The following is a 23,938-nucleotide window of genomic DNA, read 5'->3' on the forward strand; positions in this document are numbered from 1 at the left end:
CGTTCACCCAATCCCAATGCACTCCAGGCAGATCATAACTGCCTTTTTCCAGATTACGTCAAGCTGCCCCTGGGATGCGCCCAGCCCGAGAAGGAGGACCCCGATGAGCGCCCCCAGCGTCCAGGCATACCGCTTACAGCCCCTCCAGAAGCGCATTGATTTTCTCCTCCCACGCCGTTTTTTTCATCGCGCCGATGACAACGTCCAGGACGATCCCGTCCTCGTCGATGAAGAACGTGGTGGGAACAGCGGCCACATTCATCAGCAGTCCGTAGTGGATGGACTCGTTGAGCAGCAGATGGGGATAGCTGGCGCCCGTCTGCTCCACCAGGCTTTCCACCAGGGCCTGGTCCTGGCCCTCCAGCACGTCGCTGACAATGCCGATCACCTGGAAATCCGCCGCATCATACTCTGCGGCCAACTCGCCGAGAGAGGGCATCTCGCTCAGGCAGGGGTTGCAGTAGGTGGCCCACACGTTGACCATGGTGAGCCTGGACTGAGAGAAAATGTCGGAGGTCACGGCGTTTCCCTCCAGGTCCGTCCCTTCAAACGCGACCGGCGCAGCGGACGAGTCTGTCACAGAGGCGGAGCCGCTTACCGCCCCTGAGCCGGCAGCGTCCCCGGCCGGCTCCTTCACGTTTTTGGGGGCGCAGCCGCTCAGCAACAGGGAAAGAGCCAGCATTCCCCAAAACAGTTTACAGTTCTTGCTCATATCATGTTCCTCCATATTTTTACAATTTGTTCGGTCAATGAGAATATGCGTCCTTTGCGAGGTGCTGTCTACTTCCTGGATAGTGTAAATTATTTGGTCCGAATAATCAAGTGTCAAATTGGAGATGCGGGCCCACGACAGGCGGACGTATTTTGTTTCGGGAAAGAACAGGCGGAGCGGCTTGAAAATATGGTATACTTATGCTAAAATGGTTAAAGTTGCCTGAATGAAATGGAAGGAGAGTAGGTTTCTATGAAGCTTACAGGAGGATGGAGGAAAATCTGTCTTGCGGGAATGGCGGCGGTTCTGGCGCTCGCGGCAGCGGGCTGCGGGAGCAAAAGCCCTCTGGACCCCAAGAATCCGGTGTCTTTGACGGTCTGGCACTACTACAACGGCTCTCAGCAGACCGCCTTCGACGCGCTGGTGGAGGAATTTAATGACACGGTGGGCCGGGAGAAGGGCATCTATGTACAGAGCTACTCCCAGGGCTCGGTATCCGACCTGGAGGCGGCGGTGCGGGATTCCATCAGCAGCAAGGTGGGCGCGGAGGCTATGCCGGACATTTTCTCCTCCTATGCCGACACCGCCTATGAGGTGGAGCAGGAGGGGGCGCTGGCCGACCTGTCCGCCTATCTGAGCAAGGAGGAGCTGGACCTGTATGTGGACTCCTACATTGAGGAGGGCCGCATCGCCGCCGACGGCACCCTGCGCATCTTCCCCACGGCCAAGTCCACCGAGATCATGCTCATCAACAAGACCGACTGGGAGCCCTTCGCCGCGGCGACAGGGGCGTCTTTGGAGGACCTTAAGACCATCGAGGGAGTGGCGGCCACAGCCAAGGCCTACTACGAGTGGACCGACGGGCTTACCCCCAATGTGCCCGGAGACGGGCGGGCCTTCTATGGCCGGGATGCCATGGCCAACTACTTTATCATCGGTATGCAGCAGCTGGGTGTGGAGCTGTTCCGGGTGGAGAACGGGGAGCTGACCCTGAATGTTCCCAAGGAGGAGATCTACCGCCTGTGGGAGAATTATTATGTCCCCACCGTGAAGGGCTATTTCGGGGCCTATGGAAAATTCCGCTCCGACGACGTGAAGACGGGGGATATTCTGGCCTATACCGGCTCCACCTCCTCCGCCATGTACTTTCCAGACCAGGTGGAGCGGGACAGCGGCAGCTATGCGATTGAGTACGCCGTGATGGCCGCCCCCATATTTGAGGGCGGGCAGAGCTACGCCGTGCAGCAGGGAGCCGGCATGGTGGTCAGCAAGTCGGATGAGCGCCGGGAATATGCCGCTGTGGAGTTTTTAAAGTGGTTCACCGAGGCGGAGAACAACCTTCAGTTCGGCTCTGTGTCCGGCTATCTGCCGGTGCGCAAGTCGGCCAGCAGTGTGGAGCAGCTGGACAAGGTGATCGCGGAGAAGGGGCTGTCGGTGGCGCCCAAGACCTATGACTGCCTGAGCGCCATCTTTTCCCAGATGGACGGGATGACCCTGTATACCAACAAGAGCTTTAAGAACGGCTCCGCGGCCAGAAAGGTGCTGGAATACAACCTGTCTGACCAGGCGGCGGCGGACCGGGCGGCTGTGGCTGAGGCTGTGGCCGGGGGTGCCGGGCTGGAGGAGGCTGCGGCCCCCTATGTGACCCGGGAGGCCTTCGAGGAGTGGTACAGCGCGTTCTGCGACGCGCTGGACGCGGCGGTAAATAAACAGGGATAGCTATGAGGAGCAAGAAAAAACCGACGATATTCCGGATTTTCCTGGCCCCGCTGGTTGCCATTATGCTGGTTCAGAGCGCGGTAACTATGGGCACCCTGGTAATCCGCCGGACCGCGCAGACGCTGGAGGAATATTCCAGCGGCATGATGAGCCGTCTGGTGGAAAACCGCAGGGTAATTCTGGAAAATGATATGAATCAGCGCTGGTCCTCCATCCGGGACCAGGAGCCCGTCTTTACCGCGCTTCTGGCCGGCCGGCTGGCCGGAGAGGAGCTGACCCTGGAGGAGCTTCTGGACACCGGAGAGCAGAGGGCGGCTCTGCTGGAGCTGATGTTCCCAGAGTGCCTGGACCTGCTCAGCGGCAATTCCACCACGGGAATCTTTCTGATCCTGGCCGGGCCGAAGGGATGGGAGGCCGGGGAGCTGGACGGCTTCTTTATCCGGGACTCCGACCCCAACAGCAACCCCGCCAACCACACCGACCTGCTGCTGGAGCGGGGGGACAAACAGCTGTCCAGGGCCTGGAATATCCCGCTGGACACCAACTGGACCACCCATTTCTCCCTGGACAGCCAGGACAGCGCCGACCGCTACTTCTGCGCGCCCTGGAAGGCGGGCGGGGACTACCCAGACGCGGAGACTGAGGACCTGGGCTGCTGGTCGCCGCCCTTTTCCATGGAAAAGAATGGGGTTGACTCCTATGAGATGATTACCTATTCCATTCCCCTGCGGTATGAGGGGCGGGTGTATGGCGTTCTGGGCGTGGAGATCTCCTGCAAGAATCTGTACAGCTACTTTCCTGTGGCGGAGCTGAACAAGTCCCAGCAGTCCGGATATATGCTGGCTGTCCGGCGGGACAGCGGATATGTCCCGCTGACGGGCAAGGGCATTCTTTACAGTCTGGTCTGCGCGCAGGGGGAGGAGTTCCAGCTGGAGGAGACCGCTTACAGCGGCCTGCTCCGGGCGCAGGGGGGCTGGATGAACGGACAGGGGGTCTATGCCGTGGCCTCCCCGCTGAGGCTGTACAGCAACAACGTCCCCTATGACGACACCGAGTGGGTGCTGCTCGGCCTGAATACCGAGGAGGAGCTGTTCGGCATGAGCCGGCAGCTGTATGTGTGGGTGCTCCTCGCCGTTTTGATCGGACTGGGCTTTGGTGTCATCGGCATCTATCTGGCGGTGCGGCACCTGACCAAGCCAGTTCAGCGGCTGATGCTGTGCATCAGTCAGGGGAGCGTGGGGCTTCAGCAATTTAAGCCTGCGAATATTTTGGAGATTGACGCCCTCTATGATGTGGTGACCGAGCTGACCGAACGGCAGAAGGCGGCGGAGAATATCCTTCTGGAGGAGAAGGAGCGCTACCGGCTGGCGCTGGAGTCCTCCAAGGATGTGTTTTTCTCCTATGACCTTCAGACCAGGACGCTGGACTTGGTCAACCACCCCGCCATGAGCGGGCAGTGGCGCCTGGAACAAAAAGAGAACGGCTTTCTCAACCCCGAGTACATCTATGAGGCGGACCGGGCCAAAACGATGGACACCCTGAAGCGAGGGGAGGACAGCCTGTTCGCCGAGTTCCGCCTGCGCTGGCCAGGGGAGACGGAATTTACCTGGGTGGCCCTGTCCGGCAAGGCGATCTATGATACCGACGGCAGGCGCTGGAAGCTGGTGGGCAGCATCCATAATATCCAGGAGCAGAAGGAGCGGGAGGCGGAGCAGCTGCGGAAAAACACCATCGACGGGGTGACCGGGCTGTACGGTTTCCGTGCGGGAATCCAGCGGATCAAGGAGATGCGGGGCGCCCGGCCGGACGGTGTGATGGTCTGCCTGTTCCTCAGCCGGCTGAGGGAGATTAACGAGAAAAACGGCGTTGTATTCGGCGACATGATTCTGGAGGAGCTGGGCGGCCTGATCCAGCAGAAAAGCCGGGCGCTGGCGGGAGAGTCGGCGGCTATGCGTCTGAACCGGGACCGGTTTGTCCTGTGGCTGGAGGGGATGGACGAACAGCGGGCGGAGGCGTTCGCCCAGGACCTGCTGAGCGACTGCAAAAGGCGCTTCCCCGAGGAGACCTTCCGGGTTGAGCTGTGGGCCGGGCTGGCCCGGGGAGATCAGTCCCAAAGCACCGAGGAGCTGATTCGCATGACCCATCTGGCCTGTGCCCCCGATGCCGAGGAGGCACATCGCTGCCGCTTCTGCGGAAAGGGGATTGAGACGTCCGCTCTGCCCGCCCTGAAGGGCAAAGAGATCAATTCTCTGGGCTATGGCAGAGACATCGGGCTGGTGTCCGTGGCGCTGAACCTGTTCGGGAAGGGTGCGGACTTCCCGGCCCAGATGGAGCTGATGGTTCGCAAAATCGGCCGGTTCTACGAGGCCGACGGGGTGCTGGTGCCGCTGCTGCGGGCGGATTTTAATTCCAGCTATCTGAACTGCCAGTGGCGCCGGGACAGCCAGGACGCCGGAGAGAGCGTGCGCAAGTATGAGGATGAGGACAAGGCCGACTTTTATGCCTGGCTGGACCAGGAGGAGGTGCGGTACTTCTCCGCCGAGGACAGCGGGCAGCGGGTGATTCAGTGCTTCCTGGGGGTCCGGCCGGGGGAGGAGGGCGTTGTGCTGCCGATGTATGACAGCGGGAGCTATATGGGCAGCGTCTGCATTCTGGGCCTCTCCCAGGAGCTTCTGAACGACCCGGAGGAGTATCAAAATCTGGCGGAGCTGGGCAGCGTGATTCAGGGACAGGTGAACCAGCAGCAGCATGATATTGCCAGCCGGGCCAAGTCGGAGTTCCTTTCACGCATGAGCCACGAGATCCGCACCCCGATGAACGGCATTATCGGCATGACTGCCATTGCCCTGCAAAAGGGACAGGGGCAGGAGCGCATCATCGACTGCCTGCAAAAGATACAGTCGTCGTCGAGCTACCTGCTTGGGCTGATTAACGACATTCTGGATATGTCCAAGATCGAAAGCGGCAAAATGAAGCTGGAGCCTGTCAATTTCCACATGGAAGAGGTGCTGGACACCATTATGGAGCTGATTGCTCCGCAGACGTCCGGCAAGGGTATCCGGCTGGAAACTGAGATTAGTCTGGACCACAGCTGGTTTGTGGCCGACCGGATGCGGATCAGCCAAGTGCTGATTAACCTGCTTGGCAATGCGGTGAAGTTTACCCCGGAGGGGGGAACGATTACACTGACCGTTCATGAGGTGGACGCGGGCGGGGAGAATGCCCTGGTCTATTTTGCGGTGCGGGATACCGGAGTGGGCATCGCTAAGGAGGATCAGGACCGGGTGTTCCGCTCCTTCGAGCAGGCCTCCGGCACCAACCCCGCCAAACAGCAGGGCACCGGCCTGGGCCTGTCCATCAGCAGCCGCCTGGTACGAATGATGGGCAGCAGCATCCATCTGGATAGCGAGCCGGGCAGGGGCAGCACCTTCAGCTTCTCCATCCCTCTGGCCCTGGGTGAGGGCGTGGAGCAAGAGGAGGAGCGGACAGTTGTGTCCTTCGAGGGCTTCCGGGTGCTGGTGGTGGAGGACAACGAGCTCAACGCCGAGATTGCCCAATGCCTGTTGGAGGAGCGGGGGTTTCAGGTGGACTGCGTCTATGACGGGGCCCAGGCGGTAGAGCGGATCAGATCCACCCAGCCGGGTACCTATGATGTAATTCTAATGGATATCATGATGCCGGTGATGGACGGCCTGGATGCCGCCCGGACGATCCGGGCTATGGATCGGAAGGATTGCAGGACGATTCCGATTATCGCGATGTCGGCCAACGCGTTTGACGATGACCTGAAAAAATCTGTGGAGTGCGGAATGAATGGACACCTGTCCAAGCCGGTGGATGTGGATAAGCTTTATAAGACGCTGGATCAGGTGATTCGCGCTGAAAAAGGCGGTACTTGAAGGACAGGTGCGCCGGACAGGCGATAGTCAAATGAAACAGAGCTGGCCGGCGCCGCCGGCCAGCTTCCGCATGGAGAGGAAGACGGAGAAGAGCCAGTTTTTTTGACAGGACAAGGCGGCTGGTTTGAAACCAGCCGCCTTGCTGCTTTTACCTTATCCGACTTGGATGGGAGGAGATGGCTCTTTGTATCGTTTATGGCTCTCTGCCTCGACAGGCTCAGTCCACACCGCAGCGGCCAATATAGAAAGCAGCTGGGCGTTTCTTGGCTTTTGCGTCAGCGGTCCGTGAGCGAGCTCTTCCAATAGAGGGCGGTTTTTCTCCCAGATGATGTTATCAACTGTCCGGATATTTCGTTCCACCGCCTTCCAGTTTGTATTATACTGCTTGGCTACTTCTGGATACAGCCACTTGGTCACCAGCAGAAGCCGGTCCGGCTGCTCTACACACAGTGACACCGCATAGGCGGTATGGAAAAAACCAGTGTAATTCGCGGTTACACCGAGACGGTAGAGCAAATCATGTATATCTGTCATAGAGACGCTGTGATCCATGATATCCACCTCAAAAGTTTTTGATTCCGGGTTCGCTGTTCAGGGACAGAGCCGGTGAACCCTGCTCAAGGGTCAATGGTCTCTATCTGCGTCCCGGCCTCCAGCTCACAGTTTTTGATTTCAGTTTCCTCCCATAACTCAATCATCTGCCGGAGCAGCCTGACAAATTGTCTCTTTTTGTACTGCGGCAGATACGAGACTTTTTGGACCGATTCCAGAAACAAAAGCAGTACATCAATTTGATTTGGCTCGAGTACCCCGGACATAAGGGCGATGGGGTCGAGGTTCAGCTTACTGGCTATGTGTTCGACCATCAAAATTGTAGGATTTCCTTGACCATGAAAATATTCCTGAAGAGTTGAACAGGAAATGCCCAGTTCCTCAGAAAAATCTACCAAAGAGATATTTCTCCTTTCCTTAATGATTCGCATCGCATCGGCTAAATTCTGTTGGATTCCCATGCTGACGACCTCCTTCAACAAAATTATACAAAGGAGGGAGGCGTATGAGAATACCGATATATCATGAAAACCGAGTATTATATCGGTATGAAGTTCAGTTTCGGAAATATCGCCGGAAAACCATATTTGCGGTTTTGATATGCCCTTCTGCTGACATTGGGTGGGACCGATTCTCGGATTCATAAAGTATGAAAATAAACCCATCAACCTCCCATTCCTCTGCACAATGAATATGTATGGCAGATGGATTTTTGCCTCAGCTGGGCAGCAAGTTTTAAGGGCCGTTAAATGCTGATATTTTATAACAGGCATGACAAAAAGCCCTCACCTTAGATTAATTCTTTCGGTGAGGGCTTTTATTTGTTTGATATATGCTTTACCGGCCTGTTACATAGACAGCCTTCGGTCTGGTATCACTTCCACCATCAGCTTATGCATAGATTGTCACAGCCGCCCTGTACTCCGCTCCGGCCTCGCTGTCACTATACATGGTGTTGATGCTGATACGGACGCTGCTGAGGCGCATCCCGGGGTTATCTTCATCCCGGCTGTTAATTAAAGCCCGGTGGGAGACGGGTTTCTCATATTCTTCTGGGATGTCCAGGGCAGCGGTATATGCAGTTTTGGAGGGATTACTAGGCGTGTGATCGCTTGAAAGGGAACCAAAGCCAAATACACTGTCTGTCCAATGCGCTATTGCGCCGAGCACATTGATACCGGCCGCCTGTGAAATAGCCATGCTGCCAAGCAGACAAGCGGAGATGAGAGCCGCGACAAGGAAGGTACGAAATAGTTTGCGTCCTCGTTTCGGGTATCTGCTCCGGGGCTCCTCGGCAGCTAGGGGCTGGAGCCGCGTTAAAAAATCGCTATAAGAAGCTTTGGTGTTTAAATCATCCGGCACGGGTATTTTGCCATCTAATGCCTCCAAATAAGCATCAATGACAGCGGGATCGTATGTCTCCTCTGTCATAGCGTCCACAGCCTGCTCCATGGCGTCAGCTAACTCAGAAGCAGACATGGAATCAAGTCTTTCAGGGGATACGTTCAGACATGCCGGCTGATTTGGAGGACTATTTAAATCATGTCCCATGTTGGCCCCCTTTCTTTTCCCTGTGTAAAGGATATGTCATGAAGTAATTGTTTTGCTGCGGTAATTTGCATTTTTGAGCAGAGATATGGAAAAAGATTGACTGGAATTTGCAAATCAATCTGTGAAAACCTCCACAAAATCTTTGCAATGAGCGATAGCTCGGGAAACCCTGCTTCGGCAGCCCGCCTCTGAGATGCCCAGCCGGTCGGCGATATCCTTATACTCCAGCTGTTGCTCATAGCGCCAAATCAGAATTTCCCGCTCCTCTTTAGACAGCTGCTTAGGCAGCAGAAGATCCAGGGGAGTATCGTGCTCGCTTCCCATGGTGTTGGCAATGGATTCTATGGAAACTACCGGATGGTTTTGGATTCGTCTCTGCTCATTAAGGGCCAGATTTCTCAAGGTCTTCATCAGCCAGCCCTCCGGATTTGGGTGGTTATAGAGCTTGGTCTGATGATACAGCGCCAGGAGAAAGGTTTCATGCATCAAATCCTGAGCGTCGGCCCTGGTGCCAAGCATACGGTAAGAGAATTTGAGCATCTTTTCGTAATTGTTTTCGTAGAGTGTTTGAAGAAATGTGTCATAACGCGCCGTCATAGCCCGCACTTCCTCTCTATCTTTGTAAAAGGGGCCCTCCTCACATCAGGGTCCGCAGACTGGCAAATTCTGCGCAGCTGCCAATATGACGTATTTCCCACCGGTTCCCAAACAAGTAAAATTATTATACCATACTTTTTTGAATAGAAAAAGCCCCAGTATGATTTTTGTACAAATTATAGTATTCTTTTCCGGACAGTAAATCTTGTCATTGCTCTGTGGATATGGTACAATAACCACACAAAAGCCGGAACCCTTGATTTTTCAGGGGTTCCGGCTTTTCTTGTTACTAACGTGTTACAAGTTCAGTGTTCAAAGGCGGTTTTGCGCTGAACCAATTCAACGGCGGCTTGCAGTTCCTTCAGGGTTTTGTGATTGTAAACCCGGTTGCCCGTGTCCTTGGAAACGTGGCCCATGATCATATCAATACACTTCCGGTTTGCCCCGGCGCTGTCCAGCAGACTTTCAAAGGTGTGGCGGCAAGAATGGGGTGTTCCGGGGATGCTGAAGCGTTCAGTCAAGTCCTTCCAAATCACCCGGTATTGGGATTCTGAACACCGGTGGCCGTCATACTGAATGAGGTATTCCCCGCCTTCCGCCATTCGGGTTTCCACCATGGGCCGGATCAGGGAGTGGATTGGAACTACCCTGTTCTTCCCGGCCTTGGTTTTCGTCCCGCCCTTCATCGTCCCGGCCTGAAGATCAACGTCCGCCGTTTTCAGGCCCAGCAATTCAGAAATCCGCCACCCGGAATAAATGAAGATCAGCACCGTGTCAACCCACGGTTCCCCGGCGTTGGCCCAAAGCCGTTCAATTACTTCATCACTGAACCTGTCCCGTGTGGTGGGTGGCACCGGATCAGAAGTCAGAAGTTCAGAATAGCACCGGCTGACCACATCCATTTCCAAGGCGAACCGGTCAAGGTGCCCCCAAAGGTTCTTTATGGCCGCTTGCGTGGAATAGCCCTTCCCACACCCGTCAATGGTTTCTTGCATTTGGAAAGCCTTGATCTGTTTATAGGGCTTGTTCACTAATGCTGAACAGTGTTTGAACGCTGAACAAAGGGAAGCCCGGTTGGATTCGCCCAGCTTTGGAGCCTTCTTTTCTTTCCAAAGGTTGAACAATTCCTGAAGGGTGACTTTGGCCCGGTCAACGTCCCACGGATCACGGTTGAATTGGGCCAAAAGTTCCAGCCCTTCTTCCCTGGTGGTGGCATACCCGATAATTTCAATAATGGGGTGGTGTTTGTCATTGAAACCCACGGTTTTCTTGACGATGTACGGGCGGCGGCGCTTCCCGGACAACCGGGCAACGGTGCCATACCCATTGGGCAAACGCATTTTATCACCTGTCCTTTCAAAAATGGTTGCAGAACCCCAAGGGCAAGTGATATAATAGGCTTGTTCGGGGGCCTATTTGGATCACCTGTCCAAAGGTTTCCTTGCCGTCCTTGGTGTTACCAGCACCAGGGGCGGCGCTTTTTTTTTTTTGCCTATTTTACAGGGTGTAGGATTGCGGGGTGCTTTGTTCAAAAGCTGTTTTCAATTCATCCTTCACGGCGTTCAATTTTTGCCCAGGCAACACCCAAAACGAAACCCGTTTAGGTTCGGATTCGCCGGTGTAGTGAATGAGAATATACCACTTTTCGGTCCCTGTTTTTGATGTTGAAACCGGTTCATTGTGATATTTCAGCATATAATCTTTTTCAGGCATAACTTCATAATTCAGAAGTTTTGAATATGGAATAGTTGCGGTTAAAGTTGAATTTGCTTTGAAGAAAACCACACCGGCTTCAGAATGGTTCAAATAGGCTGGAAGGTTTTGATCAAAACCGGGCAACCCTTCATAGGGCATAACTGGAAGGCCGGGAAAGTCTGATTTCTTTTTCCCAAACATAATTTGACCCCTTTCTAAATCCGTAACACATCCGTAACAGCCGGAAACCGTTGAAACTGGCCGTTTCCTATTGGTGTGTTACTGATGTTACTGATGTTACTGATATATTTTATTTAATAAAAAAAATAAATAAAATATATAAAAAGAATATATAAAGAACAAACTGGCATTTTATCAGTAACATCCGTAACAACTCACGAAAAGCAAGTATTTCAAGGAATTATGAGCGTTACGGATTGTTACCGATTGAGGGGTTACGGATCAAAATTCACATAAAGAACATTCCCTATGCGTTTTTCAACCCTTCTTGAATCGAATACTTGTCATGCCGGTATAAACCCTTCATCATGCCCCTGACTTCCGCCCGATCTTCTGCGTCAAGCTGGATATACATACATAGAGCGTCCCAAACGTCTTGCCCATATTGGGCCACGATCATTTTCTCCGCCTGTTCTTCTTTTGCTATATCAGCCCGTAGCTTTTCAAGATCAGTAGACTTGTCTATACTGTCAAGCCATTGTAAACGATTTGGTATATCTGATTTTCCCAAAAGATAATCCAAATCGACATTGAAAAAATCTGCAAAGGCTTCTAACAGATCAAGCCCAGGTTCACGTTCTCCACGTTCATACATATTGATTGAACTTTTTGAACAGGATTTTGCCCCACCTAAATACAATGAAATTTGATCGGCAAGGATTTGTTGGGATATATCCTTTTGTGTTCTTAAAAGTTTTAATCTTTCATGGAATTTTGGCATAGCTATCACCCCCTTTGTTACTATTATACACGTTTTGTGCACGTTGTCAATCCGTTGATGTGCACAAAACGTGTATTAAATATTTGTGCACTTTTTGTACTCGAAAGCAGTTGACTTTTGAGCACGAATAGTGTACTATAATGGCAGTCAAGCACAAGACGTGCACAAAAAAATACAAGCCAACATTCACATAAACAGGAGGAACAGAAAATGAAATACTTTGTTATCGCCACTCGTTGGGATGATGAACGGAAAGCCCAAGTCAAGTATATTGCCGGACAATTTGACAGCTTCGCAAACGCAAACATTTTCAAAACCGCCTATAACGAGCATTACAAGGCGGATGCTGTGATCGTTGAGGATTTCAAGTTGATCAACCACTAACCCCCCCCCCACCTGATGATGGCCCCGGCGGTTCCGGGCCGAAACAAGGCCAACCGGCCTTGTCGTGGGAAACCACCACGGCGAAGCGTTGACACTATCCCGTAAAAATCGGGGAGCCGTGTTCAAGGGAAGTGACAATTCCCTAAAGCACCTTGAAAAGTTAATTTCAAAAATATTTGGATAGATAGGAGGCATGATCGCATGGGTGAGCAAAGAACTATTGGGACAATCCTTCGTGGTTTGCGTGGAAGCAAAAGCCAAGAGAAAATTGCTTCTGAATTGGGTATCACGAAATCCGCATGGGCTATGTATGAGCGGAATGAGCGGATTCCCCGTGATGAAATCAAGGTGAGAATTGCCCACCATTTCAATAAAACCGTGCAGGAAATTTTTTATGCCTGATTTGAGCACTATATGTGCTCAAACCGACAAAGGGAGTGTGTGTAATGCCTGTTAGCTTGAAACCGGTTATTGAAGAACTTGAAAGTTTATTTTCAACCTTCAACAAAGCCTTCTTTGAAGGCAAGCTGGAAAAGCCCGTGATCACCGTTTCCCCTGACAGCACCAAAGGGGCCTATGGCTGGTGTACCGGTTGGAAGGCGTGGCAGAACGGCACCGAAAACGGCGGGTTCTATGAAATCAACCTTTGCGCTGAATACTTGAACCGGCCCTTTGAGGAAACCTGTTCCACCCTGATCCATGAAATGGTTCACCTGTGGAACCTTCAGGAAGGGGTTCAGGACACTTCCCGATCCGGCACCTACCACAACCAGAAGTTTAAGACGGCGGCGGAAGCCCACGGCCTGATTGTGGAGAAAACCGCCAAACACGGCTTCAACAAAACCACCCTGGCCCCGGAAACCCTGGCCTTTGTGAACACCCTTGGGAAGAACAGCTTTTCCCTTGTGCGGCCCAAGGTGGGCGGGCTGAAGGGAGCCGGTGCAAAGAAGCAAAGTTCCCGGAAGTATGTGTGTCCCTGTTGCGGTGCAATCGTGCGGGCCACCAAGGAACTGAACATCATTTGTGGGGATTGTGAAGTTCCCTTTGAACAGGAGTGAAACCGATGAAAAGAACCAAAAGAAAAACCGTTTGGGCCTATCTGGACGGGAAGAAGCTGGTGGACGTGGTGCAAGCGGCCCTTGATAACAACATGATGGTTGACGATCTGAAGGCCAAGCTGATTGCCGAAAACCCCGGCCACAACGTCACCTTCAAGGTTGTTTAGGGAGGGGGTGGATCACCATGAAGCCTGTGAAGCTGACCAAGAAAACGGCCTTGATGTTGATTCAGCGGGTGATTCCTATGTCCCCCAAGCTGATCAGCGGCCCCACCGGTAACAATGGAGCGGTGATCTTTACCGCTCCGGTTGGCCCGGAAGGGCTGGAAATCAAGGTGGAAAACGATTGGTTCACCCATAACGGGTGTATCAAGCTGACTGTCCACGATACCAGCGGCGGAAGCTGTCTGACCATGTACTTCAGCCCCAACACCTTCCAGCGGGACTATTCGGCGGAACAGTTTGACAAGAAGGAAGCCGCCGCTGATGCCCGGAAACAGTGGGTTCAGGAAGTGGGCCGGGAACAGGCCCACAAGCTGGTTGATCTGTATTGGGGGAGTTGGTAATGAACCATGCGACTAATACCCCCCCCGGCCTGAATATTGGGTTCTGTCCCTTTCAGGCGGCAAGGATTCCACGGCCCTTGGGCTGGAATGGCTGACCCGACACCGGGCCGATCCCGCTACATACCCGCTGGATGAAGTGATCTATTGCGATACCGGGATGGAGTTCCCGGCCATGGTGGAGCATATCAACCGCCTTGAAGCTATTTTCACTGATGCCGGGATCAAGTTTACCCGGTTGAAGTCTGAACATTCTTTTGAGTGGTATATGTTCGACTATTCCCCAAAGCGCCGGAACCCCGCCTTGCAAGGTTTGAAAGGTCAAAGTTGGCCCAGCCACAATATACGATGGTGTACTACAGAACTGAAAAACATGGTAGTAAATGCTTATTTTTCGGATTTGCGGAAGAAATACACCGTTATTCAACTAATCGGATTTGCCGCCGATGAACAATACCGTTTGAAGCGGGAAGCTAACCAAAACCCGAACCACCGACACCCATTGATGGATTGGGGATGGACGGAAGCCGATTGCTTGAAATACTGCTATGCCCACGGTTTTGATTGGGGCGGTTTATATGAGATTTTCCACCGTGTTTCCTGTTGGTGTTGTCCGTTGAAAAGCCTTCCAGAATTGCGGAATTTGTGGAAACAATTTCCTGATTTGTGGGAACGCCTGAAAAATATGGAACACCGCACATATCGAAAATTTCTAAAAAATTACACCGTGGATCAGCTTGAAATCCGGTTCCAGTTTGAAGAAGAACGTCTGGCCGCTGGCCTACCTATAAACACCCGTGAATTCCACCAGGCGCTGAAAGAAAAATTAAAGGAGTGTAACCAATGAAAACTTTCTCCGAACGGCTGAAATATGCCATGACCCAAGCGAACCTGACCCAGCGGCAACTTGCCCAGGCCACGGGCGCTTCCCCCGCCGCTGTCAGTCAGTACCTTTCCGGCAAGAACACCCCGAACGCTGACCGGATGAAGGTTTTGGCCGATGCCACCGGCGTTTCCGTCAACTTCCTGATGGGGTTTGAGAACGCCCCGGATCAGGTGGCGGTCAAGGGCTTGTCCGATGTGAAGATCACCTTTGTGAAGGCTTGCCGGTGCTTGCAGAAATCGGAAGATTCCGTCCGCAAGCTGATGGTGGCCGGGTGTGAGTTCGGGCGGGCCTTGCCCGGAACGGGCGGCAAGCTGAACTATATCTTCTTCCCCGGCAAGTTCCGTGAGTTTGTCGGGCCGGAACGGTTTGACACCTTCTTTGGTGTGAACGTCTGACCGATGGGGGGGGGGGAGAAATGAAGCAAACCGGATTTGATGGCGGGAACCTACGGTTGCCCAAGTCCTTCTATGACCGCCCCTTGACCCCCAAGGAAGCCCAATTTGCAACGGACAACATCAACATTGTTTGGTGGTATCTGGATCAACAGGGCCTTGACCGGGCTGAATGGTTCGATGTGGTGATCTTCCGCTACCTGTTGACTGTGAAGCGGTGGTTTGCCGTTCCCGATCTCCAACAGGTGAAGTTCGTGACCCTGGCCTGTTCGGCTATGCGTTCCGCCATTGGGAATGAGCGCCGGAAGCGGGCCAATGAACCCCGAACGGTGAGCCTTTATGAGCCGATCCCCGGAACCGATGATCTTCTGTTTATCGACACCATAGCGGCCCCGGAACCCATTTTTGCATGAAGGAGTGAAAACCATGGAAATCAAATACAACGTCCAGGCCCCGCCCAAGAAGTCTTTCAACGGCGGCACCAAAAGCGAGGAAATCAAGGCCATTGAAGATTTCCTGACCAGCGGCAACGCAAAGAATATGTGCTTCCAGTACAACACCCCCAAGGAAGCCAAATCCAAGCTGTCCACCATTTCCAGCCACCGGCGCAAGTACAACGCCGCCCACCCCAAGGGGTATGACGCTTACCGGGTGGATGCCTGTATCTACATCATGCGGGTGGAGAAGGGCAAATGAACCTATTCCCCCACCAGCAAAAGGCCCTTGACCTGACCGCCGCCCACAACCGATGCGCCTACTATCTGGACATGGGCCTTGGAAAGACCTTTGTGGGTTCGGAAAAGGCCCTGGAACTGAACAGCCGGATCAATTTGGTGGTGTGCCAACACTCCAAGATTCAGGATTGGTTGGATCACATGGTTTTGAACTACGCCATGAACCACTGTTGGATCATTTATGACCTGACCAAGAAAAAGGACTTTGCCGCTTTTATGGCGGCGGTTACGGACGGAAGCCCCGATCCCATTTGTGGGGTGATCAACTACGAACTGACTTTCAGGCGGAAGATTCTGAAATCCTTGACCGGCTTCACGCTGATGTTGGATGAAAGTTCCCTGATCCAGAACGAAACCGCTAAACGGTCAAAGTTCATCTTGGGCCTGAAACCGGAAAACGTGGTTCTTCTGTCCGGCACCCCTACGGGCGGGAAATATGAAAAGCTGTGGAGCCAATGCCAACTGTTGGGCTGGAATATCAGCAAAGACCTTTTCTGGAAACAGTATGTTGCCACGGAATGGGTTGAAAATGATGGATTTTGGCGGCAACGGATTACCGGTTACAAGAATGTTGATCGCCTGAAGAAGAAGTTGGCGGACTATGGGGCCGTATTTATGACCACCGATGAAGCCGGGATTGTTCTTCCTGAAAAAATGCCGCTGATCCAGGTGAAAACCGCACCGTCCCCACTCTATCACAAGTTCCTGAAAAAAGGCGTTGTAACCCTTGACACCGGCAACCTTCAGGAATTTGAACTGGATTCAGATTTTTGGGGTTCCAATGAGGATTTCCAAAAGGAACTGATTGGGGACACCAGCTTGACCCGCCGCCTGTATGCCCGCCAACTATGCGGACTGTATAACCCGGCCCGGTATGAAGCCTTCAGGGACTTGGTGAACAGTACGGATGATCGGTTGATTGTGTTCTATAACTTCACGGAAGAACGGGAAAGAATGGCCCGGATTGTCCGGGGGTTGAATCGGCCTATCTCTATCCAGGCCGGGGACGTGAAGGATTTGACCGCCTACGAATACAAAACAGATTCCGTGACCTTTGTTCAGTTCCAGGCCGGGGCAAGGGGCGGGAACTTTCAGAAGGCAAACAAGATTATTTTCTTCAGCTTGCCGGAAGGGTGGGAGCTATGGGAACAGTCCCAAAAGCGCACCCACCGGATGGGACAAGAACGCCCCTGTTTCTATTATCTCCTGATCTGTCCCGGAACGGTGGAAGAAGATATTCTTCAAACCTTGAACTTGCGAAAGGACTATAACGATGAATTGTTCCGAAAACATGAAGCCCAAACCCCGGCCTAAATGGCCCAAGATAGACATTCGCCCCATTTTGAAATATTTGGCCCTGACCCTTTTGGGTTTCCTTCTATTCAAGATGGCGGCGAAACAGGCCCGGTTTGATCGTGGCTATGCGGCCATTGGCGGGGAAGCGTTCTTCCTCTTTCTCCCCGTGTTCTACTATCTGATTTCCAAGACCGTCCGGGATTGGCTGGACGATCTGAAGAAAAAACCGTAAAGGAGTGAATCGCATGATCCAGTGTAAAAACAACTGCCCTTTGGGCAAGTTCAACGGGTGCTGTCAGTGTTGCCCGGAAAATCAGACTTGCCCGGAAGCCTGTGGTGAGGATGCCGCCGCCTGTGAGGATGCCATTTTCGATGAAGAAAGCGGCCTTCAGGTGTTCCAGAAGTCCCAGGTTGCCACGCTGAACGCCATTTCGGCCCTGGTGGCCCACAAGAAGGCCGTGGAGGAACAGGAAAAAAACCTGAAGGCGGCGTTGCTTTCCGCCATGGAGCGGTTCGGGATCAAGAAGTTTGAAAGCGGTATTCTGAACCTGACCTATGTGGAAGCCACCGTGGCCCACGGCGTGGATTCGGCCAAGCTGAAGAAGAAATACCCGGAAGCGGCGGCGGATTGCGCCAAAGACACGCCCAGGGCCGCTTATGTGAAGATCACGCTGAAGGACGGTGGCAAGGATGCCGGATAAGATTGCCCGCCACAAGGCCCTTTGTGATGAACTGAACGCCCTGTATATCCGCAAAAACCATGATTACGGGGACAGTTTTCACCTGTCCTATGAGGAAGAAGGGCTTGCTATGGCCCGGATCAGATTGACGGACAAACTGAACCGGTTCAAGGCCCTGTCCCGTGGGACTGAACAGATGGTGGAAGGTGAGCCGATCCGGGACACCCTGATTGACCTTGCCAATTATGCCATTATGACCATTTTGGAATTGGAGGAATGACACCTTGAAAATTGTGAAACCGGGGGTTGAATTTATCACCCCCATTGATGGAAACGTGATCCTGAAGCGCCTGGAAGAATGTGGGCGTGTGTGCTATAAGTCCGAAAGCCGGATCACGGAAACCAGCGCCCCCACCTTTGTGGGGAACATCTTGAAGCGGGGGCATGAAAGCGTTCTGGAACACTGTTCCTTCACGGTGAAGTTCACCTGTGACCGGGGCGTTTCCCATGAGATTGTGCGCCACCGGCTGGCTTCCTACTCCCAAGAATCCACCCGCTATTGCAATTATGGGGCAGGGCAGTTTGGCCGGGAAATCACCGTGATTGCACCGTGTTTCCTGAACCCAAACACGGATGGTTGGGAGTTGTGGAAAGAAGGCTGTGAAGCCGCTGAAACCGCCTATTTCAACCTTCTGGAATACGGCTGTTCCCCGCAAGAAGCCCGTTCTGTTCTGCCCAACAGCTTAAAAACTGAAGTGGTTATGACCGCCAATATTCGGGAATGGCGGCACTTCCTGAAGTTGCGCTGTTCGGAAGCCGCCCACCCCCAAATGCGGGAAGTTGCCCTGGCCCTTCTGAAAGAGGTTCACGCCAAAATCCCCGTTCTGTTTGATGATCTGTGGGAGGAATACGGCGGTGATTCCCATTGATCATAAAATGGCACCCTTGCCCCGGACACCCAAGCTATGAGATCAACCGATTGGCCCAAGTTCGTTCTGTAAAAACCGGAAAGCTGTTGACCCCGTATGATGATGGTTCCGGTTATTTGCGGGTGAAGCTGGATGGGGTGAATTGCCGGTTACATATCCTTGTGGCCCTGGCCTTCATCCCTAACCCGGAAAACAAGCCGGTGGTGAACCACAAGCGGGGCAAAAAGCACGATTGCCGAGCGTCCCAACTGGAATGGGCCACTATTTCCGAAAACACGAAACACGCATGGGATCATGGATTGATTCAGCGGGGGGGGGTGAAAAGCCGTGGCCGGTGAAAAGAACTTTGAAAACCGCCTGAAGCGGTGGTTAGAAAGTGTTGGGATTTATCCATTGGCCCACCCCAAGGATAAAATCACGGTTCACCCCTGTGGCTACTATGAAAAGCGTTGGGGTGGTGGCCGGTTCCAGAAAAGCGGCCTTCCTGATATGCGGATCGTGGTAAATGGGATCGCCTTGGAAGTGGAACTGAAGGACACCCACGGCACCCCTTCCGACCTTCAGAAGCGGAATGTCCAGCAAATCAACTATTCGGGCGGGCTGGCCTTCATCCTGTACCCGGAAGGCTTTGAAACCTTCAAAGACATTGTGAAAGGGGTGATAACGTGGCCTTGCGACTGTCCCATAGCCGGGTTGATTGTTTCAACCGTTGCCCGTTCAAATACCAAATGCGATATGTTGACCGGATCGGAACGATCCCCAACACCGACCCGGACAACGCCCTGATCTTGGGGACGGCCCTTCACACCGGGATTGAAGAAGGTGTGGCCCAGGCGTTGGAGTTCTACCAAAACAGTTTCCCGGTGCTGACCGATGAACACATCAATGAAATGATCAAGCTGGAAGCCCTAATCCCCAAGGCGGCGGCGCTGTTGCCCCCCGGTGGCCGGTTTGAACTTCCCATTGGGAACGCTGACTTCATTGGGTTCATGGACTATTTGGCCCCGGTGTTCAAAGATACCTTTCTTGGGCTGAATTACTATGACCTGTACGATTTCAAGTATTCCAACAATTCCAAAAGCTACTTGGAAAGCGGGCAACTTCACGAATACAAGTATTGGTTTGAGTTGACCCACCCCAACTGTATAATCAGAAACCTTTATTTCCTCTTTGTCCCCAAGGTGAAGATCAGGCAAAAGGGAACGGAAACCCTGATTCAATTTCGTGACCGCCTGACTGAAGCCCTGGCCGATGCTACCCCTTGGGTGGAGCAAGTGCAGTATAACCCCCTGAAAGTGGTGGACTTCCTGACCGATGCCAAACACATTCTGGAAGCCACCGACTACCCCAAGAAACCAAATCACTTCTGTGGTTGGTGTGAATATGAAGAATTCTGTATGAAAGGATGGGACTATATGCTTCTTCCCGAAAACAAGCGGCGCACCCCGGACGCCACCAAGAAGAAAGTGGTGTGGGTGTACGGCGCACCCTTCAGCGGCAAGACCTTCTTTGCCAACAGCTTCCCCGATCCCCTGATGTTGAACACCGATGGCAACATCAAGTTCGTGGATGCCCCTTTTGTGTCCATTAAGGACACCGTGACCGTGGAGGGCCGGATCACCAAGCGCAAGCTGGCCTATGAGGTTTTCACGGAAGCCGTGGACGAACTGGAAAAGAAACAGAACACCTTCAAAACCATTGTGGTTGACCTGCTGGAAGATGTTTATGAAGCGTGCCGGGTGTTTATCTGTGAGCGCCAAGGGTGGAAACACGAAAGTGATGATTCCTTCCGGGCATGGGACATGGTTCGTTCCGAGTTCCTGAACACCCTGAAGCGCCTTCTGAACCTGGACTATGAAAACATTGTCCTGATTTCCCATGAGGATCGCACCCGTGACCTGACCCGCAAGGGCGGGGACAAGATCAGTTCCATCAAGCCCAACCTTCAGGATAAGGTTGCCAACAAGGTTGCCGGTATGGTTGACCTTGTGGCCCGGATCGTGGCGGACGATAACGAACGGGTTCTGTCCTTCAAGGCTTCTGAAGTCATTTTCGGCGGGGGGCGGTTGACCGTCCACAATAAGGAAATTCCCCTGGACTATGCCGCCTTCTGTGAAGTCTATGAGGAAGCCAACCAGAAAGCCACCAAGAAGCCCGCAGAAGCCCCCGGAGCCGAACCCCAGGTAAACACCCCGCCCACCCCTGGAACCCCGCCCGCTGATCAGCCCAATGAACCCGCCCAGGACGGCGAAAAGGGAGAGGGTGACGGGAAGCCGGAAGCCGCTGATCCTGTCCAGCTTCCCACCTGTCCCGATGCGGAACGCATTTTCAGACAGCATGAGGAAAACCCGGATATTCCCCTTTGTCCGTCCATTGATGCGGCGCACCGGTGCCACAAGGACGGCGGGCCGGAAAAGTGCCCTTTGTGGGATCGCCCCAAGCCGGAGGAAGAAGCCCCCATGATGGGCGTGAACACCACCAAGCCGCAGACGGCGGAACCCCCCGCCCAGACCCCTACCCGGCGCACCCGGAGGAAGCGGGAAGAAAGCTGATGAAAATTGATCCTTGCCCCGTGGTGGTTTCCCTGAAGGACGGTTCCAACCACACCTTGTTCAAGTTCCGGGATTTTCTGGACATGGTGGATCAGGAAATGGGTATGGATGCGGCAAAGTGGCTTGAAGCCCATGTGAACCGCCTGGAAGAAGCCGCTGATTATACCACGGCAAAAGTGGAAACCGATCTGACCGGCTATGAAGCAAGCCTGGAAAGCAATAGAACAGCGTTCACGGATATTCAAGAGCAAGCCGCCACAATTATGGAGGTTTTGCAAGGCCCCCGGATGAACCGGCAAAGGATAACCCACGCAGTCCGAGAAATCGGAAAAATCATAGAAAATCAAATTTAATGGAGGTACTTACAATGGCAATCGACTTTGACAAGATCAACCGTTCTGTTGACCTGGAGGGTTTGCGGAAAGACGTGGAAAACGCTTCCGAAAACGGCACCGGGGACTTCCCCACCATTCCGGCCGGCAAGTATGAAGTGGCCCTTGTGTCCCTGGAAATCAAGGGCACCAAGAAGGACAACCGCCCCATGCTGGCCGCTTCCTTCAAGATTCTGTCCGGCGAGTACAAGAACCAGCGCCTGTTCATGAACCGGGTGATCTACGGCACCAAGGATGATGGCCGGATGATCAAGTCCGCCGTGGGATGGCTGAACACCCTGGACAGCGGCGTGGATGTAGCCTTCCAGGACTACAAGCAGTTTGCCGATCTGGTGATGGACGTGGCGGAAGCCATTGACGGCAAGATCGAATATGCCGTGGAGTATGACGATTCCCAGTTCAATTCCATCAAGATCACGGAAGTCTTTGACGCTAACTAATCTTCAACAGGCCGGGGGTGTGGGCGCAAGCCCCCCCCCCGGTTGGGCCTATGGTGAAGCCTTCCCGTGGCGGGCCTGTTTTCACTAATTCACCGAAAATTATTACAGAAAGTGGGTGAATTGATGGTTTTTTATGATTTTGAGGTTTTCAAGTATGATTGGCTTGTGGTTCTGATTGATATTTACGCCAAAAAGGAAACCGTGATTATCAACAATCCCGCCGAACTTCTTCAATTCTATGAAGCCCACAAGGGTGACATTTGGGTTGGTTACAACAGCCGGAACTATGACCAATACATCCTGAAGGCTATTCTTTGCGGGTTTGACCCCAAGAAGGTGAATGATTGGATTATTTTGCAGGACAAACCCGGATATAGATTTTCCAGCCTGTTCCGTGATTATCCGGTGATCAACTATGACGTGATGCCCAACCCGCCAATCAGCCTGAAAGCCCTGGAAGCGTTCATGGGCCATTCCATCAAGGAAACGTCCGTTCCCTTTGACATTAACCGGCCCCTGACTGAAGAAGAATTGGCTGAAACAGTGAAGTATTGCCGCCATGACGTGGAAGAAACTGTGGAAGTCTGGTTACGGCGGAAGGAAGATGAATTCGATGCCCAAATGTCCCTTGTGAAAGCCTTCAACCTTCCCATTGGGGACATAGGACGTACCAAGGCCCAGCTATCCGCCAAAATCCTTGGAGCCGTTCAGCGGGATCACAATGATGAATTTGAAATTGAGATTCCAAAAACCTTGCGGATTGAACGATATTCAAGCGTTTTGAACTTCTACAAGAACCCTTTGAACCGGGACTATTCCAAGACCCTTGCCCTGGATGTGGCCGGGGTTCCTCACGTCTTTGCATGGGGCGGGCTTCACGGGGCAATCCCCAAGTATTCCGGGGAAGGGTGGTATATCAATGTCGATGTGGCGAGTTATTACCCGTCCCTGATGCTGGAATACGGCTGGATCAGCCGCAACGTGAAAGACCCGGCCCGGTATGCGGAAATTTACCACACCCGCCTGAAGCTGAAGGCGGAAAAGAACCCCATGCAACAGCCCTATAAAATCGTTCTGAATTCCACCTATGGCGCTATGAAAGACCGCCACAACGCCCTATTTGATCCCCGGCAAGCCAACAATGTTTGTGTGGGCGGGCAGTTGCTTCTTCTGGATTTGATTGAACGATTGGAAGATCACTGTGACATTATCCAAAGCAACACCGATGGCATTTTGGTGAAGTTGCGCCGGTATGAAGATTATGACCTGATAGATGATATTTGTTGGGAGTGGGAAAAGCGTACCGGGATGCGCCTTGAATTCGATGAATTCCACAAGGTTTTTCAGAAGGACGTGAACAATTATTTGATTGTCCCGGAAGGCCCGCTGTTCGATGAAAAGGGGAAGCCCCGGTGGAAATGCAAGGGGGCCTATGTGAAGAAGCTGTCTGATCTGGACTATGACCTTCCCATTGTGAACCGGGGGATCATTGACTATTTTCTTCACGGCACCTTGCCGGAAGAAACCGTTGGAGCCTGTACCAGCTTGCGGGACTTTCAGAAGGTTGTGAAGGTTTCCAGCAAATACAAATATGCCCTGTATTCCCCCACTATCGTCTATCAGAAAATCCGGGACGAAAAGGGCCGGTCAAAGACCGTGAAACGCTTCTATGGTGGAGAAATCCAGAAAGATCAAACTTTCCGGGTGTTTGCTTCCACGGACACCCAAAAAGGCGGTTTGTTCAAAGTTTCCGGGAAGATCGTTCGGGGCCGGGAAAAGAACCCGGAACAGTTTGCCAATACCCCTGAACACTGTTTCTTCATCAATGACGATGTAACCGGGTTGCCGATCCCGGCAGAACTGGACAAGGGCTACTATATCAAGATGATCTATGACCGGTTGGCAGATTTCGGCGTAACATTTGACACCTTGGGGGGGGGGCTTTAA

The 23,938-nt window shown here is 53.0% G+C and carries 31 protein-coding genes; 22 read left to right on the plus strand and 9 right to left on the minus strand.

The window, feature by feature from the left end; all coding sequences use genetic code 11:
* Window positions 1-3: 3 nt before the first annotated feature.
* Together D1641_RS19100 and D1641_RS04020 are read right to left on the minus strand one after the other, a co-directional pair.
* The gene (locus D1641_RS19100; RefSeq protein WP_201757231.1) at window positions 4-156 is read right to left on the minus strand and encodes a CD1871A family CXXC motif-containing protein; all 153 of its coding nucleotides are present in this window, start codon (window positions 154-156) and stop codon (window positions 4-6) included.
* On the minus strand, window positions 134-712 hold the full coding sequence (locus D1641_RS04020; protein ID WP_160663116.1) for a TlpA disulfide reductase family protein: 579 nt from the start codon (window positions 710-712) through the stop codon (window positions 134-136). Before D1641_RS04020 ends, D1641_RS19100 begins: the two co-directional genes overlap by 23 nt.
* A gap of 252 nt (window positions 713-964) precedes the next feature.
* Between D1641_RS04020 and D1641_RS04025 the strand changes: the two genes are divergently transcribed.
* Together D1641_RS04025 and D1641_RS04030 are read left to right on the plus strand one after the other, a co-directional pair.
* Entirely contained in the window at window positions 965-2,431 is a 1,467-nt protein-coding gene (locus D1641_RS04025; protein ID WP_201757232.1) for an extracellular solute-binding protein, read from the plus strand.
* A gap of 2 nt (window positions 2,432-2,433) precedes the next feature.
* Window positions 2,434-6,330, plus strand: a complete 3,897-nt coding sequence (locus D1641_RS04030) for an ATP-binding protein (protein ID WP_160663117.1) — start codon at window positions 2,434-2,436, stop codon at window positions 6,328-6,330.
* A 153-nt stretch (window positions 6,331-6,483) separates the two neighbouring features.
* On the opposite strand, the gene D1641_RS04035 is transcribed toward D1641_RS04030, so the two are convergent.
* The 7 genes from D1641_RS04035 to D1641_RS04065 all read right to left on the minus strand — a co-directional run bounded on the left by D1641_RS04035 (window position 6,484) and on the right by D1641_RS04065 (window position 11,686).
* The gene (locus D1641_RS04035; RefSeq protein ID WP_243149250.1) at window positions 6,484-6,882 is read right to left on the minus strand and encodes a sporulation initiation factor Spo0A C-terminal domain-containing protein; all 399 of its coding nucleotides are present in this window, start codon (window positions 6,880-6,882) and stop codon (window positions 6,484-6,486) included.
* Window positions 6,883-6,947: 65 nt separating this feature from the next.
* On the minus strand, window positions 6,948-7,343 hold the full coding sequence (locus D1641_RS04040) for a helix-turn-helix transcriptional regulator (RefSeq protein WP_160663118.1): 396 nt from the start codon (window positions 7,341-7,343) through the stop codon (window positions 6,948-6,950).
* A gap of 430 nt (window positions 7,344-7,773) precedes the next feature.
* A complete protein-coding gene (locus D1641_RS04045) occupies window positions 7,774-8,433 on the minus strand; it encodes a hypothetical protein (protein WP_160663119.1) in 660 nt (219 codons plus the stop codon).
* 114 nt (window positions 8,434-8,547) lie between these two features.
* Window positions 8,548-9,030, minus strand: coding sequence for a sigma-70 family RNA polymerase sigma factor (locus D1641_RS04050; protein ID WP_160663120.1), 483 nt, complete (start codon window positions 9,028-9,030; stop codon window positions 8,548-8,550).
* A 305-nt stretch (window positions 9,031-9,335) separates the two neighbouring features.
* Complete coding sequence (locus D1641_RS04055) at window positions 9,336-10,370, minus strand: tyrosine-type recombinase/integrase (RefSeq protein ID WP_160663121.1); 1,035 nt, start codon at window positions 10,368-10,370, stop codon at window positions 9,336-9,338.
* A 157-nt stretch (window positions 10,371-10,527) separates the two neighbouring features.
* Window positions 10,528-10,926, minus strand: coding sequence for a hypothetical protein (locus D1641_RS04060; protein WP_160663122.1), 399 nt, complete (start codon window positions 10,924-10,926; stop codon window positions 10,528-10,530).
* A 286-nt stretch (window positions 10,927-11,212) separates the two neighbouring features.
* Window positions 11,213-11,686: a helix-turn-helix transcriptional regulator gene (locus D1641_RS04065; RefSeq protein ID WP_160663123.1), complete on the minus strand. Its 474-nt coding sequence runs from the start codon at window positions 11,684-11,686 to the stop codon at window positions 11,213-11,215.
* Window positions 11,687-11,896: 210 nt separating this feature from the next.
* Here D1641_RS04065 and D1641_RS04070 point away from each other — a divergent pair, with 210 nt between their 5' ends.
* The 20 genes from D1641_RS04070 to D1641_RS04160 all read left to right on the plus strand — a co-directional run bounded on the left by D1641_RS04070 (window position 11,897) and on the right by D1641_RS04160 (window position 23,938).
* Window positions 11,897-12,070, plus strand: a complete 174-nt coding sequence (locus D1641_RS04070) for a hypothetical protein (RefSeq protein ID WP_160663124.1) — start codon at window positions 11,897-11,899, stop codon at window positions 12,068-12,070.
* Between the two features lie 201 nt (window positions 12,071-12,271).
* Window positions 12,272-12,472 carry a helix-turn-helix transcriptional regulator gene (locus D1641_RS04075; protein ID WP_160663125.1) on the plus strand — a complete coding sequence of 67 codons (201 nt, stop codon included), beginning with the start codon at window positions 12,272-12,274 and terminating at the stop codon, window positions 12,470-12,472.
* Window positions 12,473-12,516: 44 nt separating this feature from the next.
* Complete coding sequence (locus tag D1641_RS04080) at window positions 12,517-13,128, plus strand: SprT-like domain-containing protein (RefSeq protein WP_160663126.1); 612 nt, start codon at window positions 12,517-12,519, stop codon at window positions 13,126-13,128.
* Window positions 13,129-13,133: 5 nt separating this feature from the next.
* A complete protein-coding gene (locus D1641_RS19105) occupies window positions 13,134-13,295 on the plus strand; it encodes a hypothetical protein (protein WP_201757233.1) in 162 nt (53 codons plus the stop codon).
* A gap of 17 nt (window positions 13,296-13,312) precedes the next feature.
* On the plus strand, window positions 13,313-13,693 hold the full coding sequence (locus tag D1641_RS04085) for a hypothetical protein (RefSeq protein ID WP_160663127.1): 381 nt from the start codon (window positions 13,313-13,315) through the stop codon (window positions 13,691-13,693).
* A 43-nt stretch (window positions 13,694-13,736) separates the two neighbouring features.
* Window positions 13,737-14,537, plus strand: coding sequence for a phosphoadenosine phosphosulfate reductase family protein (locus tag D1641_RS04090; protein WP_160663186.1), 801 nt, complete (start codon window positions 13,737-13,739; stop codon window positions 14,535-14,537).
* Window positions 14,534-14,971: a helix-turn-helix transcriptional regulator gene (locus D1641_RS04095; protein WP_160663128.1), complete on the plus strand. Its 438-nt coding sequence runs from the start codon at window positions 14,534-14,536 to the stop codon at window positions 14,969-14,971. Before D1641_RS04090 ends, D1641_RS04095 begins: the two co-directional genes overlap by 4 nt.
* A gap of 20 nt (window positions 14,972-14,991) precedes the next feature.
* Window positions 14,992-15,381, plus strand: a complete 390-nt coding sequence (locus tag D1641_RS04100; protein WP_160663129.1) for a hypothetical protein — start codon at window positions 14,992-14,994, stop codon at window positions 15,379-15,381.
* Window positions 15,382-15,394: 13 nt separating this feature from the next.
* A complete protein-coding gene (locus D1641_RS04105) occupies window positions 15,395-15,664 on the plus strand; it encodes a hypothetical protein (protein WP_160663130.1) in 270 nt (89 codons plus the stop codon).
* Between the two features lie 71 nt (window positions 15,665-15,735).
* Window positions 15,736-17,016, plus strand: a complete 1,281-nt coding sequence (locus tag D1641_RS04110; RefSeq protein ID WP_347707383.1) for an SNF2-related protein — start codon at window positions 15,736-15,738, stop codon at window positions 17,014-17,016.
* Between the two features lie 73 nt (window positions 17,017-17,089).
* Window positions 17,090-17,230, plus strand: a complete 141-nt coding sequence (locus D1641_RS04115; protein ID WP_160663132.1) for a hypothetical protein — start codon at window positions 17,090-17,092, stop codon at window positions 17,228-17,230.
* 13 nt (window positions 17,231-17,243) lie between these two features.
* Entirely contained in the window at window positions 17,244-17,699 is a 456-nt protein-coding gene (locus D1641_RS04120; RefSeq protein ID WP_160663133.1) for a siphovirus Gp157 family protein, read from the plus strand.
* Complete coding sequence (locus D1641_RS04125) at window positions 17,689-17,958, plus strand: nucleotide modification associated domain-containing protein (protein WP_160663134.1); 270 nt, start codon at window positions 17,689-17,691, stop codon at window positions 17,956-17,958. Before D1641_RS04120 ends, D1641_RS04125 begins: the two co-directional genes overlap by 11 nt.
* Before the next feature lie 13 nt (window positions 17,959-17,971).
* Complete coding sequence (gene thyX, locus D1641_RS04130; protein ID WP_347707386.1) at window positions 17,972-18,607, plus strand: FAD-dependent thymidylate synthase; 636 nt, start codon at window positions 17,972-17,974, stop codon at window positions 18,605-18,607.
* Window positions 18,604-18,945 carry an NUMOD4 domain-containing protein gene (locus D1641_RS04135; protein WP_201757234.1) on the plus strand — a complete coding sequence of 114 codons (342 nt, stop codon included), beginning with the start codon at window positions 18,604-18,606 and terminating at the stop codon, window positions 18,943-18,945. Before thyX ends, D1641_RS04135 begins: the two co-directional genes overlap by 4 nt.
* Window positions 18,935-19,393, plus strand: a complete 459-nt coding sequence (locus D1641_RS04140) for a VRR-NUC domain-containing protein (RefSeq protein ID WP_160663136.1) — start codon at window positions 18,935-18,937, stop codon at window positions 19,391-19,393. Before D1641_RS04135 ends, D1641_RS04140 begins: the two co-directional genes overlap by 11 nt.
* On the plus strand, window positions 19,336-21,159 hold the full coding sequence (locus D1641_RS04145; RefSeq protein WP_243149252.1) for an ATP-binding protein: 1,824 nt from the start codon (window positions 19,336-19,338) through the stop codon (window positions 21,157-21,159). The genes D1641_RS04140 and D1641_RS04145 overlap by 58 nt, the downstream gene beginning before the upstream one ends.
* Window positions 21,159-21,512, plus strand: coding sequence for a hypothetical protein (locus D1641_RS04150; RefSeq protein WP_160663137.1), 354 nt, complete (start codon window positions 21,159-21,161; stop codon window positions 21,510-21,512). The genes D1641_RS04145 and D1641_RS04150 overlap by 1 nt, the downstream gene beginning before the upstream one ends.
* Window positions 21,513-21,526: 14 nt before the next feature.
* Entirely contained in the window at window positions 21,527-21,991 is a 465-nt protein-coding gene (locus tag D1641_RS04155) for a DUF669 domain-containing protein (RefSeq protein ID WP_160663138.1), read from the plus strand.
* 66 nt (window positions 21,992-22,057) lie between these two features.
* Entirely contained in the window at window positions 22,058-23,938 is a 1,881-nt protein-coding gene (locus tag D1641_RS04160; protein WP_347707384.1) for a hypothetical protein, read from the plus strand.

This window comes from Colidextribacter sp. OB.20 (assembly GCF_009911595.1).
Classification (GTDB): domain Bacteria; phylum Bacillota; class Clostridia; order Oscillospirales; family Oscillospiraceae; genus Lawsonibacter.